Source organism: Porticoccus sp. GXU_MW_L64 (assembly GCF_052983295.1).
In genome coordinates, this window is record NZ_JBRKJK010000025.1 from 1 (window position 1) to 18,108 (window position 18,108).

Consider the following 18,108-nt stretch of genomic DNA (forward strand, 5'->3'; position numbering starts at 1 on the left):
ATCCTTGCCTGCGCGCAGGGCAGCAAGGGCTTCATTGACGTCGAAGTTGATTTCTTTGGACATAAGTCATCTCCTGATTTTTCAGTGTAAGGAAATGACACAGATTTATGAACACTACCAATTTGCTAGCGTAGCATTTTTTTCTCTTCCAAAAGATTTAACCTTCATTGATTTGCGTAACCCGCGTGTATCAGTATCTCCTTTGATGTTAGGCGATGAAAGTGCAATAGCTTTGCTAAGAGGTGATTTGGATTTTCTTGTGAGATTGGGCCATGAGCTTACGCGTCCTGTACTTCCTCATGCTGTCAATATTGATTACATACCTAGCCAATATCTTTGTGAATTTATTAAGAAGTGTGGCTTGCACGGGGTTTTATATAAGAGTTCTGTAGGGGATGGTGTCAATTTGGCTCTTTTTAACCCAGAGCATGCCGTTATTGGTGTAGTTGAACGTTATGAAGTCACTAGAGTGTCTGTGCAAATAAATAACTAAGAGGTTTTTGATGACGGAGCATAATTTTGAAAGGCTTAAATCTCATATTCTTCCACTATCTGATGCTGATGCATTTTATGCAGCCAAAAATGAGTGGAAGTTAGTAGGTATAGAGATTCACGAAGAATTTGATAGTTGCCCATGTGGCCAACCGATTAAAGAATTATGTTATATCGAGAACCAATTGAATGGCAATAAAACGTATGTGGGAAATGTCCAGTAGTTCAGTCTAATTTACTGGAACTGACCCTAGCCAAAGGTGTGCCTACCCGGGTAGTATTTTGCATGGATTTTGTGAGAATACTATGACTAATTGGATTATTCGCTCAAAACTTGAGCCTTCTGCCCGCCTCCAGACTCTTCTGCCAAGAGAACGCCTTTTAATGCAACTTGACGGCGCGTTAAGTCGACGAGCAACTATCCTCCATGCTCCAGCAGGGTTTGGCAAAACCTCTCTATTAGCTTATTGGTACAACAATTTATCTCTTCGCAAGATTAAAGTGGCTTGGCTTTCACTGGATGACGGAGATGCGGATTCCATCCAGTTTCTGTCGTATTTCATTGAAGCCTGTAAGCTAGATGGCTTGATTGCCAATAAAGACATGTCTTTCCCTGCCAACAGCAAGGTACTCAATGTTGCAGATTCGGTTGTTTCCAATATTCTGATGGAGCTTGGTGGGAGCCGTGATCAAGCCGTAATCATATTAGATGACCTTCACCGGGCAGATAATGACGTGGTTCATCAGGTGCTAAATCGCCTGCTGGCAAACTTGCCCGACAACCTTCATTTGGTGCTATGTACCCGTGAAATTTCACCAGATATCCGTTTGGCTGACTATCGGGCGCGAGATGAAATCCTGGACATAAGCCAGGCCCAACTTCATTTTACAACCGATGAAATCAGAACCTATCTAACCATGTTGGTTAAAGGAGAGCAGCTGGATGATTGGCCAGAGCAAATATATGATAGGACAGGGGGCTGGCCAATTGCTCTGAATGCAATTCGCAGGTGGCTGGCAGAAGGAATAGATATATCCGAAGCATTGCAGCAACTCTCAGGCCGAAGCTCAGACTTATCCGATTATTTCATGGAGCAAGTGTTTCAAAATTTGAGTGAGACTGAGAGAGTTTTTCTATTCAAAACATCAATTCTGGAGAGGGTTAACGGTGATTTGGCCGACTATCTCTGCGAGCACGATAACTCATGGCAGCTACTAGAGCAGCTAGATAGAAAAGATTTATTCGTACAACCCATCGATAGAGAGCGCCAGTGGTACAAGTATCACGGGCTGTTTTCTGAATTCCTTCAAGAAAGATTAAAGCGCAGCACGGGTAAAGCAATTGGGGATCTTCACAAAAGAGCTTCGCTATGGTTTTTTGAGAATGATTACTCCCTGGAGGCAATTCGACATGCTTATCTGTGTGGTGATGGAGAATTTGTTGCAGAGCTATTTGAAAAACTGGGTGGTTGGAATTACGGCCTGCATGGCCACATATACGCATTGGAACGAGCGCTGAAATTTATCGACCCACAGACACTAAATAAGTATCCAAGAGTGTGGTTTGGGTTTATCTACCTAGCTATTGCAAAAGGTGAGGTAGAAACTGCTGAGCGTGAGTTTTCAAAACTCGTGGAGTTGATGGCAGAGCAGTTGGCTAGTGATTCTCAGTTGGATTGTGAGTTGAAGATTCTGCGGTGTTTGCTGAATGTATACGAAGATAAAGCGATACCTCATGCTCAGCTTAAAGAGCTTGAAGATGTAGCGGAAAAGCTTCTGCCAACTAGCCATGCTATGCACGCGGTTCGGTGTAATTTGTTATGTGCTGTTTATGGAAATCTGGGGCAATTTGATAAGGCCCTGTCGGTTGGTGACCAGGCAATTCGCCACTTCAGAGAAATTGGATCTGTCTTTGGTGAAGTCTTTATTTATTTTCACGAAGGGTGCGCTTGTTTGGCACAAGGGAGATATCGTGATGCAGAAACGCTCTATAAAAACGGTTACGAGTTAGCTGTTGAACACTTTGGCCCCGAAAACGATTTAACGGCCATAGCCAGTGCATTTATGGCTGAAGTTGCCTATGAACAGAATAAAATCACAGAGGCAAAACGACTTTTAGAATTTGCATTGCCACACATCGAACAATTTAACTCATGGCTGGAGGTTTATGTTTCGGCTTATCTGACAGCAATGAAAGTTGCCTATTTCTCTGGAGGAATAGATGCGTTAAATGAAGTTCTATTTCGGGCGCACTCAACGGCAGCTAATCGAGGGCTTCCTCGGCTTAGGATTATCGTCAATATGCAGGCTATAGACCTTCAATTGCGCAACTGCGATTTGGCGCAGGCGAATGACATTTACTCAAAAATGGAAATGTTCCTAGATGGCGCCGCGGAACACCCACTTATTGAGCATCTGAAGAATTCAATTCAATGGCGCTACAGATTAATGCATGCTGAAAGTGGAGCGACGGAAGCGTTTGAGAAAATACGTCAGTTAGCACACGAACAAGGAAGAATAAGGCCTTACATACACTACTCGATAGTGTTGGCGATAGCTTATTGGAATATGAACGAAAAAGATGAATCTTTAAAAGTTCTTGAGGAGGCATTGATACCTTCAATATTTGAAGAAGCGAAGCGGGTGTATATCGACGAAGGGGAGGCATTTCAGTCTCTACTTACAGGCTTGCTCGATATAGAGACCCAACAACGTGGTGGGCGACTTAGGGATCGGTTCTTGTCCGAGCTGATGGTTGAGCTCAATGCCTCTGGTGAGATCGAGAGTAAATGCAAGGATGGACTGAGTCGCAGAGAGTATGAAGTGATGCGTTATCTATCGCAGGGCTTTTCAAACAAAGAAATCTCTTTAGAGATGGATGTATCCATTAATACCGTAAAATTTCATGTCAAAAACATCTATGAAAAACTAGGTGTGTCCAATCGTAAGGATGCAGTGTCTGCCAGTATTCGGCAGGGTATTTCGCAATTTTAAACACTAAAGCTACCCTTTTTCTCTGACTACCCTACCCGTAGCAGGTGTGTTGCTATTTGCACAGCTCCCATAGTCTGTACTCAACAATATAGATAACTAGGTGCATGCAGTGCGGGTAGGTGTAGATGTTGGGGGAACGAATACTGATGCCGTCCTAATGGACGGAGATCGTGTTCTGGCTTCCTGTAAGCAACCAACAACAGATAATGTGAGTGACGGCATTGTTGCAGCCATTCAAAAGGTCTTAGACGATTCTCAGATTCTACCATCACAAATTCAATGTGTGATGATCGGTACAACACACTTCACAAATGCTTTTGTTGAACGTAAACAGCTTCTCGAAGTTGGTCTTATTCGCGTATGCCTACCCGCGGCAAGAGGGGTTCATCCACTCGTTGACTGGCCTGAAGAGATGGTGAGCGCGATTGGGCAGCATACCTATATGGTTGGTGGTGGCTATCAGTTCGACGGTAGGCAATATGCACCGTTGGATGAGCAGGCTGTTATCTCAGCTGCTGAGGATTTAAAACAGAAAGATATTAAGGCTGTCGCGATTTCTGCGGTTTTCTCATCCATAAAATCTGATCTAGAAGAGCAGTGTTCAGAGCTTGTAAAAAACATTTTGGGTGAAGATGTTGCCATCACACTCTCCCACAAGATTGGTAGAGTTGGCCTGCTTGAGCGCGAGAACGCAGCTGTTATGAATGCTGCATTATCTGAAATATCTGTAAAGGTAGTCGATTCTTTCCGGGAGGCCTTGGCCCGCCTGGACATACGTGCTCCGTTCTACATAAGCCAGAATGACGGAACTTTGATGAGTGCATCTCAGGTTGAAAAGTATCCTGTGATGACTTTTGCATCGGGGCCAACTAATAGTATGCGCGGTGCAGCCTATTTGTCGGGCAAAAAGGATGCATTGGTTGCAGACATTGGTGGCACCACAACGGATATTGGCATGCTCTCCAACGGCTTCCCCCGAGAATCTTCTGTAACAGTAGATATCGGTGGTGTAAGAACGAACTTCCGTATGCCAGACGTGTTGGCGCTTGGCCTCGGTGGTGGTTCCAAGGTTGTGCAGAGCGAAGATTCTCTAAAGATCGGGCCTGAGTCAGTGGGCTACCAACTAACGAGTAAAAGCCAGGTTTTTGGCGGTGATACGTTAACCGCTACAGATATTGCCGTTTCAGCAGGCTATGCAAATGTTGGTGATAAAGAGCTGGTATCCAATCTGCCAGAATTGTTAGTTAGTAGCGCTGTTGATCGCATACATCAAATGATTGCTGATGGTGTGGATCGCATGAAAACCAGCTCAGATTCCATCCCGCTGATACTAGTTGGCGGGGGCTCAATACTTGTTGATCAACATATCACCGGTACTTCTGAAGTCATTATCCCCCCTCACGCTGGCGTGGCGAATGCCATAGGCGCATCTATTGCCCAGGTGGCTGGTGAAGTCGACAAGGTTTATGCCTACGAGCAAGTTGGGCGCGATGAAGCGATAGCAATGGCCCAGAAAGAGGCAATCCAAAGTGCGATACAAAACGGTGCGCACGAGGAATCCATTGAGGTGCTTGATATCGAGGAAACGCCCCTTGCTTACGCTCCCAACGGTTCTACTCGTTTACGAATCAGAGTGGCTGGTGATCTTAAATTACCCGGAAGAGGTGAGAAAGTATGACCATGAACCTAACGATTGATGACCTTGAGGATATAGGTCGTGGTGCTGCCTTTCTGGGGACAGGAGGTGGTGGCGACCCCTACATAGGGCGGATGCTGGCGACCACTGCAATCCAGGAGTATGGCATGCCGGAAGTCATTTCTTGCGATGATCTTGCGGACGACGCCACGGTTTTGACCATTGCGATGCTCGGTGCGCCCACGGTGTTGGTTGAAAAGGCAGCGTGTGGCGATGATGTTGACCTTGCAATTCGAAAGCTCGAAGAGAGATTGGGTAAAAAAGCCGATGCATTAATGCCCATCGAAATAGGCGGCGTTAATTCTATGCTGCCAATTATGGCCGCAGCTCGCCTGAATCTTCCTTTAATCGACGCTGACGGTATGGGAAGAGCATTTCCTGAAATTCAGATGGTGACGTTCGGCGTTTACGGTATTTCTTGTACGCCGTTAACCGTGACCGATGATCACCTCAATTCTTTGGTCGTCGAGACATCTACGGCAAAAAGGGCCGAGGACTTAGTCAGAGTTAGCTCTATTGAAATGGGCTGTAGCGTCATTCTGTCCAGTTATCCAATGACCGGCCTTCAGGCGAAAAAATACGCTGTGCATGGAACCATGAATTTGGCACTGGAAATTGGCCGTGCAATTCGCATTGGTCGCGAACAAGGTAATCCTGTTGACGTATTGCTCTCTTACTTACGGACAACCCCATATTACAACCAATGCAAAGTTATCTTCGATGGGAAGATCGTCGATCTGAAAAGAGAGATTAAAAGTGGTTTCACTGTGGGCGTATGTAAATTGCAGTCTCTTTCAGGTGATGAAGACGAAGTTCAGATCACTTTCCAAAATGAGCATCTAGTCGTTGAGCGCGGTGAACAGGTTCTCGCCATTGTGCCTGACCTTATTTGCCTGGTTGATCGTGAAACCTGTGAACCTATACCTGTTGAGGCCATGAAATATGGACAACGCGTGAAGGTTCTTGGTGTTAGTGCAGCTCCAATCATGCGGACCCCAGAGAGTCTTGCCGTATTTGGCCCACATGCATTTGGACTACCCCACGAGTTCACACCAATTGAACAACTTTAACAATTAGTACTTAATAAAATCAGAGCGGAGATGGTAGTTATGAAACCTTTAAACCTTACAAGAACGGTATCTTTAATTCTGACAGCAGGCTTAAGCGCTTATGTGGGCCACGCAGCTGTGGCAGAGGAGGCTAAAGAAGCTGAAGAAGAAATCGTCATCACCGCACAGCTTCGTGAACAGAAGCTTCAAGATGTGCCAGTTGCAGTGACCGCTTTTAGCGCTAATGATATTCAGAAAGCTGGTATTGGAAATACGCAAGATTTTATTGATCTGACTCCCAATGTATCTCTGGATGATTCTTTTACCTACGGGAATACATTTGTCTCTATTCGCGGCGTATCACAAATCAATAACGCGGATTCACCAGTCGCTATTGTCGTTGATGGTGTCCCTCAGAATAACCAAAAGCAGTTCAAAATGAACTTGTTCGATATTGAGCGCATTGAGGTGCTCAAGGGGCCACAGGGCTCGCTGTACGGACGTAACGCCATTGGCGGTGCTATTAGTATTATCAGCAAAAAGCCAAGTGATGAAATTGAAGGCTTCACGAACATCTCATACGGCAACGGCGGTCACATGAAGCTGACGGCTGGAGTCAGCGGTGGCTTAGTTGAAGATTTGGTGAAGTTTCGATTGGCAGGTTCTTATTTGGAGCGTGATGGCCTTATCAATAACACTTTCCTCAATACTGAAGCAGACTTTGTGAATGAAGACTATGCGCTTAGAGGGAATCTACTATTTAATCCAAGCGACTCCACAAGTATTGATCTAAGGTTGGCAACTGCGAGCTTTGAGGCAGGTTCCAGCTACGATGTAGTAACTAACTCCGTTGTAAACCCAGGATTCAGAAGTGGTGGAGCAAATACTTTCTTTGCACCTGATGAAAATAACCTTGGTATTACTAATGGTGACACGGATGAAGTGACCATCAAAATTGATACCGACCTAGGTGGAGTCACGTTCACATCAATAACCAACTATACGGATCTTTTTGAAGGCTATACGGCCGACCTGGATTTCTCCAATCCGACCGGCTTAGGCGGTTTCCAGGGGGTCTTTGGAGAGTTGGCCCAAGCACAGAACCTTGATGTGCAACTCTTAAGTCAAGAGCTACGCTTTGTTTCTGCGGGCGACCAAGCATTTCGTTGGATCGGAGGCGTGTTTTATATCGAAACTGATCGTCAACTAGAAACATTAGCAGGGTGTGACAACGATCCGAACTGCGCCGCCTTTCTTCAAGCAGCCTTTGGTTTGCCGTTCACTCCACCAAACGATTTCACCTTTATCAATCGCAACGAAGACAATGACAACAAAGCATGGTCTGTCTTTGGCCAGATTGAGTATGACTTGTCAGATGTTTCGACTATCCAATTTGGCTTGCGCTACGACAAAGATGAAAGAGAGCAGTTAGACGTCAATGGAGGCGGTGTCAGTTCGGATGACTTCGACGCGTGGCAGCCGAAGGTAACCTACAATTATCGATTCAGTGAAGATGTACTTGGCTACGCCACTTACAGCACCGGTTTCCGCTCAGGTGGCTTTAATGCGCCAGGTTTAGGTCTTGCGCAGTTTGAAGACGAGTATCTTCAGAATTTGGAATTTGGCCTGAAATCCACTTTGCTGGATGGCGACTTGATCGTTAATGCTGCGTTGTTTGCATCAGAAAGTGACGATTACCAATTCTTCTTTGTTGATGCGTCAACCGCTGCTCAGTTCATTGGAAACTTGGACGAGGTAAGCATTATTGGTTTCGACGCGGATATTCGCTATAACGCCTCAGACTCTTTGCAGCTGTTTGGCGGTATCGGCATCACTGAAACAGATATCGACTCCATTGGAGGCGCGACAGCTGCGGCCTTAACTGCATCAGGAGTTGATATTAGTCTCGTCGCAGGTAGCCGAGTACCGAAGAACACACCGGTGACCTATAACTTTGGTGGTGAGTACACGACCGCAATCAACGATGAACTTAACTTTGTTGCCCGCCTAGACTTCGAGCATAGAGGGAAAAAATACTGGCAGATCGATAATCTGGACGTTCAGAACGCGATTGACCTGATAGGTTTGAGGTTTACTGTGCAAGGTGAGTCGTGGTCGGCAACTCTTTGGGGTGAAAACCTTTCAGATGAGGAGTATTACACCGACTATAACCCAGCGGAATTTTCAGGGTCATTGACAGATATCGGTTTCCCGGCGCAGCCACGCACCTACGGCGTTGACTTAAACTTCACTTTTTAAAAAATCGATACCCTTGATGATAGCCATCTCTTGTTTTGAGGTGGCTTTTTTTTGCCTAAATTATGAAGATTGAAAATTTTACCGATAATCATACTGACTCGCCGGTGCCAAAAGACAGTCTTGTCGGTGGTGTCAAAATAGCGGCTGTGCTTGTTGGTGTAGCGATTACCCTGCCAGCCTTCCTAGTCGGTTCCCAAGTTATTGGTGCGCTAGGGCTTATAGATGGTGTACTTGCGATATTACTGGCTGGCGCAATACTCACAGGTATTGCCATACTGGCTATGTATGTTGGTGCGAAGACTCGCCTTTCTACTGCGGCGATCATTACGGAAGTTTTTGGATCGTCGGGTGCTCGGCTGGTTAATCTGGCAATAACGATCAGCTTGTTGGGTTGGTATGGGGTTACCCTATCTATTTTTGTGGATTCATTGGGAAGCGCATTTGATTCTCTCTGGGGGTTTTCACCAGGCAAAATGACACTCATGGTGCTTGGGTCGTCAGTAATGATAGGGACGACTATTTATGGGTTTAGAGCAATAGAGCTTCTCAGTCGTGCGGCTGTTCCGATTATGCTCTTTGTATTACTTAGCAGCGTTTTTATCATTATCGGCAAGTATGATTTCGTGGCTTTATCAAAAGTCAGAAGCTCCGAATTAGATGTATTTACTTTTCAAACCGCAGTCACATCGGTTGTTAGTGCATTTATCGTTGGCGTAACGATATCTCCTGATTTGAGTAGATTTGCCAAAAATCCGAGGGAGGGGGTCAAGGCATCTTTTTTAAGTTACGGAAGCTTTTCGCTGTTAGTGTTATTAATGGCTGGGTTGCCTGCGTTGGTAACCGGAGAGTTAGATATTATTAAAAATATTCAATCTATTGGGCTAGGGTTGCTCGGCTTATTGATGATGGTTTTCGCTACCTGGACGACAAATGTGAGCAACTTGTATTCTTCTTCCCTTAGTAGCAAACAACTAGTTGCTGAGGTTAAAGATTGGCAAATGACATTATCCTTGGGTGTTCTAGGGGCAATATTAGCGTCAATTGGGATATTGGATAATTTTATTGATTTTCTGATTGTTCTAGGTGCAGTTTTCCCACCGGTCTGTGGAATCTACATTGCGCATTATCTATTTACCCCTCTGCGTTTAACCAAAAACAAGTATGATTTACAGAACGTGAATGCTTCTGCGATGCTCTGTTGGATAGGAGCTATTTTGGTTTCATTTGTTTTTCAGTCATTGAATGTTTCTGTAACGACAATACCTTCATTGGACTCATTTCTCCTGGGGTGCTGTCTATATGGCTCGACCCTGCTGGTTAGGCATTTTATGGCCTGTCAATGAGGAGCGCAGCCGTTTGCGGCGAGAACTCCTTGACTGGCAAGTCCTTGAATAACCTCACATAGGGTGCCTGCCAGCAGGTACCCTGCTACCGGCGAGGTTAGGGTAAGCCATCCGGCTAGGGGCAAAGCCCCTGTTGAGCGATCCAATAATGTTGTAACTCAGCACCCTCGTCACTCCAAAAATGGAGTGACGAGGGGCGCAACTCGTTGCAGCATCTAGCTCTCAGCAATTTTTTTGGAGTGACGGAAGAATTATGGGGGTATCTATATCAATAATTTGCATAATGAAGTCTACAAAGTGGGCTACGCACTTATCAGTAGCAAATCGGCTCGAAAGAGCCTCATGCAGACTCTTGTAACAGCAATGAGAAAGCACCCATTTCAGTAAATAAGGAGGTCTATATAGGAAAAAACTGTCTAAAACGTGAAAACCAATCAGAACTGTAGCCTTTCGGGTAGTTAGTTCTGTGGGTAAGAACCTATTTCAGGTTTGCCGGGAGTGGTGTCCCGAGGCGTTCGCAATCAGCAACATCGATTGCTCTTCAATAACTGCGGTTATTGGACAGCCAGAAACACTTACCAAAATTCTTAACACCTCACCGTTACTGCTGAAAATTTGACCGTTACTAACGGACGGCCCACCGTTACTGAGAAATTATGACCGTTAGTAACGGAGAAAAACCCTCAGTAACGGTCAAACAAATCTGACCGGATCGATTAGACGAAAATATTTATAAATCATTGTTTTACGGCATTTCACGACCGTTAGTAACGGTCGGATTCGGTGCAAGAAAGCAAATAATATAGTAGTGCTGTAAAGAAACCCTCGCCGGGAGCAGGGTTGCAGCGCGCTGCAACCCATACACAAGGGTGTCAAAACCGCCCGGTTCAATGACTTCTCGGCGCAAGCGCCTGCGATCCTCATTGAGCCGGAATTAAGGTAGTAAGTGTTTTATGCAGCAAGTTATCTCTTGGTTCGCATGGTTTTTGACCGTCCTAATAAATAGATCGGTTGATTATGGAAGTCTCGTAGAGCACCTAACCTTGGATATGTTTGAAACAAACCATCTGAATCCACGACTCATCCGCCTGAAATACGCTCCTGCCTATCTGGGTATGGACAAAGATCGTTTTAACCGCGAAGTGAGGCCAACTCTTCAGGAAATTCCTATCGGCAGACAGGGCATCGCCTTTGACCGGCTTGAAATGGATGCGTGGGTGGAGCAATATAAATCCCGCTGTGGGTGTTCGACGAACCATAGGAGTAACTATCTATGTCGAAGAGAACACCTGGCCTCGTCAAGCGAGACAAAAACGGCATCTGGACAATCGACAAGCGAGTCCGAGGATATGGACGCCTTTGCGAAAGCACTGGCACAAGTGACCTCAAGGACGCGGAGCAGTACCTAAGTTTCCGATTGGAAGAAATTCGCATGGAGGTCGTTTTCGGGATAAGACCTGACTACAGCTTCCGCCAGGCGGCGACTAAGTACCTCCTCGAAAACGAACACAAACGCAGTATCGATCGTGACGCTCAATCGTTGCGGATTCTTGACCCCTTCATTGGGAGTTTAACTCTCAGGCAAGTGCACCAGGATAGCTTGGGGCCATTTATTGCTTCCCGTAAGAAGCAGGGTCTAAAGTCCAATACGATTAATCGTGATCTTGCGGTTGTTCGGCGGATACTCAACTTGGCCGCCAGACTGTGGCGGGATAGTAGCGGTATGCCCTGGCTGGAAACGGCCCCGCTGATCCGCTTGCTCGATTGGAAAGATGCACGAAAGCCGTATCCCTTATCTTGGGCTGAACAAGAGTTGTTGTTTTCTCACTTGCCAGACCATTTGCAGGAAATGGCCCTTTTTAAAGTAAATACCGGAACGAGAGAGGCCGAAGTGTGTGGCCTGCGTTGGGATTGGGAAATTTCCATTCCAGAGCTGCAAACTAGTGTTTTTTTGATTCCGGGTGAACTTGTAAAAAATGGCGAGGATCGATTAGTAGTGCTCAACACGGTGGCGAGAGCGGTTGTTAATCGCCAACGAGGTAAACACCCTGAGTATGTCTTTGTCTACACAGATAAAAACGGTGCTAGGCCGGTAGAACGGATAAATAATCATGGCTGGCGCACTGCGCGTAAGAGTGCAGAGCTGCCGCACGTGAGAATTCACGATCTGAAGCATACATTTGGCCGAAGATTGCGAGCTGCCGGAGTGGGTGTAGAGACGCGAATGGTGCTTCTGGGGCACAAGAACAACCAGATCACTACGCACTATTCAGCGGTTGAAATCGAGGAGTTGATTGAGCTGTGGAAAGGATGAGTTTTGAGCGCGGATCGACGCCGACACTAACGCTACTGAAAAGCCCGATGACTAAGCCCCGTAAAGGGTCACGCAAAAATCACGCATTCGGGAGAAACAAAAAGGGCTACGCGTACGTAACCCTTTGAAAGATATGGTAGCTATGACTGGACTTGAACCAGTGACCCCAGCATTATGAATCAAACGGAAAGTTACTAACTGTTAATAAAATCAATCACTTGCGGCGCTTGCTATAGTTAAACCGCAGTTCAATAACAGTTGATTACGGTTGAATTGTTATTGAAGACTGTACAAATTAGGCACATACGTCCACGCTACGGTATGAATGCCTTAACCCGATATGCTCTAGATCAAACTCTAGCCCAGTAGGTTTCATCTCAAGAATCTGTCTTGATAAGGCAGATACAGCTATCCCCCTCAAACTTAATTCGACCGGAATTGACGAGCGCTTCATGTATGAGTTGCAGCTTTGATGTTTGGATATTTGGTATACCGTCGACTGATTCAAGGCGCTTAATTGTTGAGATACTCACACCTGACATGGACGCTAAATCTGCAACTGACAACTTAAGTATTCCACGCGCTGCCCGAACCTGTGCACCACTAATATATTGAGTCATAAAGAATATTCTATTGTTGTTGGTGAATATTCTAGCGCTATTTTGGTTCTTTAAAGAACTAAAAGTATTGACGACTTAGCTGGATAGAGCCAAAATGGACATATGTGAGCTATTTTGGTTCTTTTCGTATTCTATTTGAGGAGGCGCATATTCATTCAACCGTAATCTAGCAACGCGCCCACCCAGGAGCAGCAACTCACTGGATGGACGACTTACCACAACAGACTATGAGGAGTCCGTTATGATCGAGAACGATTCTACCCCATCCGTGGGTAAGACACTGCCCGTTGATGGGCACAATTCAACCAGTGCATCTGGTGGCCCCTTTTATATTACCGACGAGTTATCCGAGCTGGTTTCTCTTGTCTCTTATTTAGAAGATTCGATAACCAGTCTTGGCGAGTTTCGCGCAAGTACGGATGTAAGGGTTAAGGAGGGAATTTGCTTGGTTCTTGGGGATATGAAAAAACGGTCAGAAGGCTTGTTGCGAGGGGTGCAGACTCAAATAGCCGATTCTGTCCGCAATCGCCGTGTTCAATCTGAGATAGAGACTGAGCCGGAATTAGATGTGGGGTCTGATTCTGCCGAGGTTGAGGGTCAGGAATCCCCGACTCAGAAAGATACACCCTCCGAAGATATTGATCTCACCGTGTTCGAAAACGACAAGCTGCACCCCTCAGTCCAATTACCCAGGGAATCAGATCGTCAACTCTGGTGGGGTAACACGGATACCAGGCTGGGGGATGCTGTTAACTACCTGGAAGAAATTGATTACTTCTTCCATAAGCTACTTGAAGCATTGTTTGAAGCGGATGAAGTGCGTGAATCCATGGACTGGGAACTGGCCAAGTGCGGTCTGATTCAATGGAAAGACTGGATGCGCCTACGGCGCAGTCAGCTTGGGCAAATAGCTGATAAAGAGATTGCCAAAGCCAAACGCAACCATTGATGATTCTTTGAATGATGTTGGTGTGGCCCGGCTCATGGAGGATCACAGCCGCTTGCGGCGAGAAGTCCTTGAACCGGGTGGTTTTCTTACCCTTTTGATTGGGTTGCAGTGTGCTGCAACCCTGCTCCCGGCGAGGGTGGGGTGTTAATCTATATAAGTACGTTTGGATCGGTTGGTCTTGATTGTGCTATCAAATCTAGGGCTACTATCTGACGGGCGATAGTATATAGAGGATCGTTTGCAATAGGCCAAAGCACTCGTAATATATAATCGGCCGCTAATGGATAATTTAGGAATAAGCCTTCTATGGATATACGAAGGCTCTCAAGGAGTAAACATGAAAGTTAAAGAGATGTCTCGAAGAACTCAGGAGGAGCACGCCGCATACCTTCTCAAATTCAGTAGCAGTCTATTTCTAGCTTTTATTATCACGGTAACAATTGCCCCCATGGGAGTGATTCTTTCTCATGTTGCTCAAGGTCAAGTGTCAAATACTGATTGGGTGAGCATAGCTATGGTTGTGACAAGTTGGCAGGGAATTGCATTTTTAATTTTGGAGGCAGTTGCAGGTTATCTGGCTGTAAGTGCTCGGAACCAGGCGTTTGAGATATACAACAGGTTGTATCCTGATAAGAGTGCGATGGTGTAGATTTGGATTCCACTGTGTTCTAAACAAGAGCGTTATGACAGCTTTCGACTCAAAGCGGACATTAACTAAGCTTGGGTTTGAATTAAAATTCTCGATAATAGTTACAGGTATTTACAATCAATAAAAGCCATAAAAAAAGAAAGGGACTTTCGCTTTTCTCGGTTATTCCTTTCTTGCGTTTGGAGAGTAAATGAAAGAGGATATTCAATCGATACTAGGGCAGACTCCGGGACTAAAGGGGAGAGAAATTGCAAAATCTCTCGATAGGGACAAGAAGGAAGTAAATTCTTATCTCTCTAAAAACAAAGATGTGTTTTACCAGGATGATAAGTATCGCTGGTTTAACAAAGAAGAGTCGGAGATGCGTATCCATCTTGATAATAATACATGGATTGACGGTCTCAGTCTGGATCAATCTATTATCAAGTCGGGTTCACCACTGGATTCAAATGTAGATTCAGTTTTGTTTGTGGTGCCGCAAGGGTGCAAAATCTTACTGGAGGCAGAAGCAAGATTGCTAGCCTTCGCGAATCAGTGTGTTTCTCAAGGCAAAAGTGTCACGATTGATTTCAACGAATGTGAAGACACGTTATCCTATTTTGATCGGAACGGATTTTTCGACCAACTTGATGGGAGCGTTATTGTAAAACCCTCTCGCCCCCTGATTACTACGGCGTCTTTTTTTCAGGGAAATAGTGATGCCGTCTACGAGTTCGCAGAGATTAGCAGAACGAACCCAGATAAGGATATACCTCAAAGACTTAAAGATAGTTTTGTCAGGCTTGTGGAAGAAACACTAAAACAGAAGGGTGTAAGGGAGAGTTATTCTGTTCCCGCCTTCACTGTCCTTTCAGAGCTCTTCGGAAATGTAAGCGACCATTCTGAGTCGCTCTTGCCTGGGTATATTGCCCTCCAGCGTTATAAGGGATACGGAGGCAGGAACGCGGTTAAACCACACATACAAACTATCGTATCTGATAGTGGTAAGGGTATCGTCGGCACATTGATGCCCGTCTTGGAGGCGCGTTACCCGGAAATATACAAGGAATTAGATATTGATGATCCTGCATTAGGGCCTAAGCTTGTGAAGATCGTTTTTGAGCGTGGAGAGATTTCCCGATCCAAAGATGAAGGACGTGGTCTTGGGCTGAAACGAAGCGGAGAAATCGCCTCAAAGTACAATGCAAAGATATCCGTGAGAGAGCGTTGTTTTGAGATCAAGCTGTTATTCAAGGATGGCAAGCTCTCTGATTATTCCTTCGAACTAGACCTTCCAAGACTACTTGGTACGCATATTTGCTTTGACTTCATTCTTGCACGTGGCCTATAGTTCTGCTTAATTTAATAAGATGAATCAGAAATCTCCTCTCATGCGCCTAATAGAATTCACTGAAAACGATCATCCCTTTGGTAACCAGCAGGGCCGTGCCGCTTTGCTCAAGTTGTCAGATTACATCGACGATCATGAAGCCGATATCTATGAAATTTCATTAGAAGGTATTGTTGCAACTGATGCATCCTTCCCGAGAGAAAGCGTTATCTCTCTCGCCAAGATGCATAAAGGGGACAAAGGTTTCTATCTCACAGGTCAATTGTCTAAAGACCTCCTCGATAACTGGCATTATGCAGCCATGGCTAAAGAGCAACCTCTGATCCTGAAGCAGGACGGCAACTACAAGATCATCGGACCGGCACCGAAGGCGGGAGCGAAAGATCTTCTTGATTTCGTGATGGAGGAGGGAGTGGTCACGACTGCCAAGGTTGTTCAAAAGTTTGGTGGATCTGCCCAAAATGCCAGTGCCAAGCTTAAGAAGCTCTTCGCTGCCGGATTGATCATCGGCCATAAGGCCGTAGCTGAGTCAGGAGGGCTGGAATTTATATATAAAGCCATCAAATAATATTCTGCTTATTTCTGGTTGATTTAACCAGAAATAAGCTGTTATGATGATCGAAATGGCTGAAAGGCCATTTTTTAAAATCATCCGGTATTTGTCATTAAGTTAAGCAGAAGTAAACAGGAGGCTGATATGGCGACAAACCCACCAAAAGGAGACGGACACCGAATCGGAGCAGTGAGAAGTCGTTCCCAGACGAAAACCCCGTCAGGGCACTACGTGAAGCGGAACGCGAATACAGGTCGTTTCATGGACGTGAAAACATCATCAAAGACGCCGTTTAAGGGTGTCAGGAAAGAGAAATAGGAGATTGAAATGAGTGAAGTATTGGAAAAAATAGGGAAGCACGGTGATGGTGCCAACAAGACCATTACTGTCATCGTTAACGGGCGCAATAAAGAAATACCTAAAAATGATGACCTTACATTTGATGCATTGGTTGCACTGGCCTTTGATAACCCGCCCAAGGGTGAGTTGATCTGCTTTACGATCACTTATAGGAAAGGTCAGGGAAACAAGCCCGAAGGTACATTGCCCGAGGGAGAGTCTGTAAAGCCGAAGGAGGGCATGATATTTAATGTCACAGCAACTGATAAATCATAGTCCTGACTTGAAACAACTGATCGAAGACGGTTATGAGCTGGAGATCATTGCCGGCCACCTCGTCATTCATAGTGTTCCTTATGTTGATGCGCTGGGGAAGATCAAGCGTGGAAAACTCGTTTCCACGCTTGATCTGTCTGGTAATAAGACCGTTCCTCCCGCTACCCATGTAGCTCTTTTTGCCGGTGAGCCCCCTTGCGATAAGAATGGTAAAAAATTGATTCATCTTGAGCATGCTGTGAATCGCAAAGTGATATCTGCCGAGGTTATTGTCGAGCGTAGTTTTTCTTGTAAACCTAAGCCCTCTGGTAGCTATACGGATTATCACCACAAAATGTCTACTTATGCGGCGATGCTCTCCAATCATGCCCAGCAGATAGATCCAAATATAACGGCACGTACATTTTCTGTGATTGAGAATTGCGATGAAGATTCGCCCTTTAATTATATTGATAACGCCACCAGCCGCGTCGGTATTACTGCCCATGCCAGAAAACTGGAGCTTTCCAAAGTGGCAATTCTCGGGCTGGGTGGAACAGGTTCCTATGTGCTGGATTTTGTCGCAAAAACGCCGGTGAGGGAAATTCACCTTTATGATGGTGACTGGTTCATACAGCATAACGCTTTTCGTGCGCCAGGAGCGGCAACCATTGAAGAATTGCGCCAGCGCCAGCGTAAGGTTGAATACTTTCACAGTCGCTACGCACCCATGCATCGTGGCATCATCCCTCACCCAGTCTATATTGATGAGTCAAACATCCAGGAACTGGAAGACTTTGATTTTATCTTCATTTGCATGGATGGACATCCGGGGAAAGAAGTCATTCTCCGCGTACTTGAGAAATTTGGTATCCCGTTCGTCGATACTGGTATGGGGGTTGAAAACTCTGAAGAGGGGCTGCGCGGTATTATAAGGTTGACAACCAGCACCCCTGATCAGCGCTGCCATGTCTGGGACAAAAACCGCATCCCCGTTAGTAGGGCGGAAGATGAAGAGTATTCCAGCAATATACAGGTGGCTGATTTGAATGCAATGAATGCTGTATTGGCTGTCATACGCTGGAAGAAATATTTCACATTCTATGCTGATCTTGAGCAGGAGTATTTTTGCGCCTATACCCTCGATGGTGTTAAATTGCACCCAAATTTGACCCAGGTTTTGCATCTAAAATTGACCCACCTGGAAGGCCAGATTATGGCCTAGTTGGTTTTTCTCTTACCAGCTTTTTTCTCCTCTCGTTGATG

At 45.5% G+C, this 18,108-nt stretch carries 14 protein-coding genes; all 14 read left to right on the top strand.

Going from position 1 to position 18,108, the window contains the following annotated elements:
- The first annotated feature begins 94 nt into the window (after positions 1–94).
- Positions 95–493: an RES domain-containing protein gene (locus tag ACVBEJ_RS14045; protein ID WP_447130269.1), complete on the top strand. Its 399-nt coding sequence runs from the start codon at positions 95–97 to the stop codon at positions 491–493.
- A gap of 10 nt (positions 494–503) precedes the next feature.
- Complete coding sequence (locus ACVBEJ_RS14050; protein ID WP_447130270.1) at positions 504–716, top strand: hypothetical protein; 213 nt, start codon at positions 504–506, stop codon at positions 714–716.
- Between the two features lie 82 nt (positions 717–798).
- Positions 799–3,486, top strand: coding sequence for a LuxR C-terminal-related transcriptional regulator (locus tag ACVBEJ_RS14055; protein WP_447130271.1), 2,688 nt, complete (start codon positions 799–801; stop codon positions 3,484–3,486).
- A gap of 109 nt (positions 3,487–3,595) precedes the next feature.
- On the top strand, positions 3,596–5,164 hold the full coding sequence (locus ACVBEJ_RS14060; protein ID WP_447130272.1) for a hydantoinase/oxoprolinase N-terminal domain-containing protein: 1,569 nt from the start codon (positions 3,596–3,598) through the stop codon (positions 5,162–5,164).
- The gene (locus tag ACVBEJ_RS14065; protein WP_447130273.1) at positions 5,161–6,252 is read left to right on the top strand and encodes a DUF917 domain-containing protein; all 1,092 of its coding nucleotides are present in this window, start codon (positions 5,161–5,163) and stop codon (positions 6,250–6,252) included. The genes ACVBEJ_RS14060 and ACVBEJ_RS14065 overlap by 4 nt, the downstream gene beginning before the upstream one ends.
- Positions 6,253–6,291: 39 nt before the next feature.
- The gene (locus tag ACVBEJ_RS14070) at positions 6,292–8,490 is read left to right on the top strand and encodes a TonB-dependent receptor (protein ID WP_447130274.1); all 2,199 of its coding nucleotides are present in this window, start codon (positions 6,292–6,294) and stop codon (positions 8,488–8,490) included.
- A 62-nt stretch (positions 8,491–8,552) separates the two neighbouring features.
- The gene (locus ACVBEJ_RS14075; protein ID WP_447130275.1) at positions 8,553–9,833 is read left to right on the top strand and encodes a cytosine permease; all 1,281 of its coding nucleotides are present in this window, start codon (positions 8,553–8,555) and stop codon (positions 9,831–9,833) included.
- Between the two features lie 1,273 nt (positions 9,834–11,106).
- A complete protein-coding gene (locus tag ACVBEJ_RS14080) occupies positions 11,107–12,147 on the top strand; it encodes a tyrosine-type recombinase/integrase (protein WP_447130276.1) in 1,041 nt (346 codons plus the stop codon).
- Positions 12,148–13,008: 861 nt separating this feature from the next.
- Positions 13,009–13,716, top strand: a complete 708-nt coding sequence (locus ACVBEJ_RS14085) for a hypothetical protein (protein ID WP_447130277.1) — start codon at positions 13,009–13,011, stop codon at positions 13,714–13,716.
- 337 nt (positions 13,717–14,053) lie between these two features.
- Positions 14,054–14,365, top strand: coding sequence for a hypothetical protein (locus ACVBEJ_RS14090; protein WP_447130278.1), 312 nt, complete (start codon positions 14,054–14,056; stop codon positions 14,363–14,365).
- A gap of 190 nt (positions 14,366–14,555) precedes the next feature.
- Positions 14,556–15,695 (top strand): hypothetical protein, encoded by a 1,140-nt coding sequence (locus ACVBEJ_RS14095; RefSeq protein WP_447130279.1) that lies wholly within the window; start codon positions 14,556–14,558, stop codon positions 15,693–15,695.
- Positions 15,696–15,735: 40 nt separating this feature from the next.
- The gene (locus ACVBEJ_RS14100) at positions 15,736–16,263 is read left to right on the top strand and encodes a hypothetical protein (RefSeq protein WP_447130280.1); all 528 of its coding nucleotides are present in this window, start codon (positions 15,736–15,738) and stop codon (positions 16,261–16,263) included.
- Positions 16,264–16,575: 312 nt separating this feature from the next.
- A complete protein-coding gene (locus tag ACVBEJ_RS14105) occupies positions 16,576–16,863 on the top strand; it encodes a multiubiquitin domain-containing protein (protein WP_447130281.1) in 288 nt (95 codons plus the stop codon).
- On the top strand, positions 16,838–18,067 hold the full coding sequence (locus tag ACVBEJ_RS14110; RefSeq protein ID WP_447130282.1) for a ThiF family adenylyltransferase: 1,230 nt from the start codon (positions 16,838–16,840) through the stop codon (positions 18,065–18,067). The genes ACVBEJ_RS14105 and ACVBEJ_RS14110 overlap by 26 nt, the downstream gene beginning before the upstream one ends.
- The last annotated feature ends 41 nt before the right edge of the window (positions 18,068–18,108 follow it).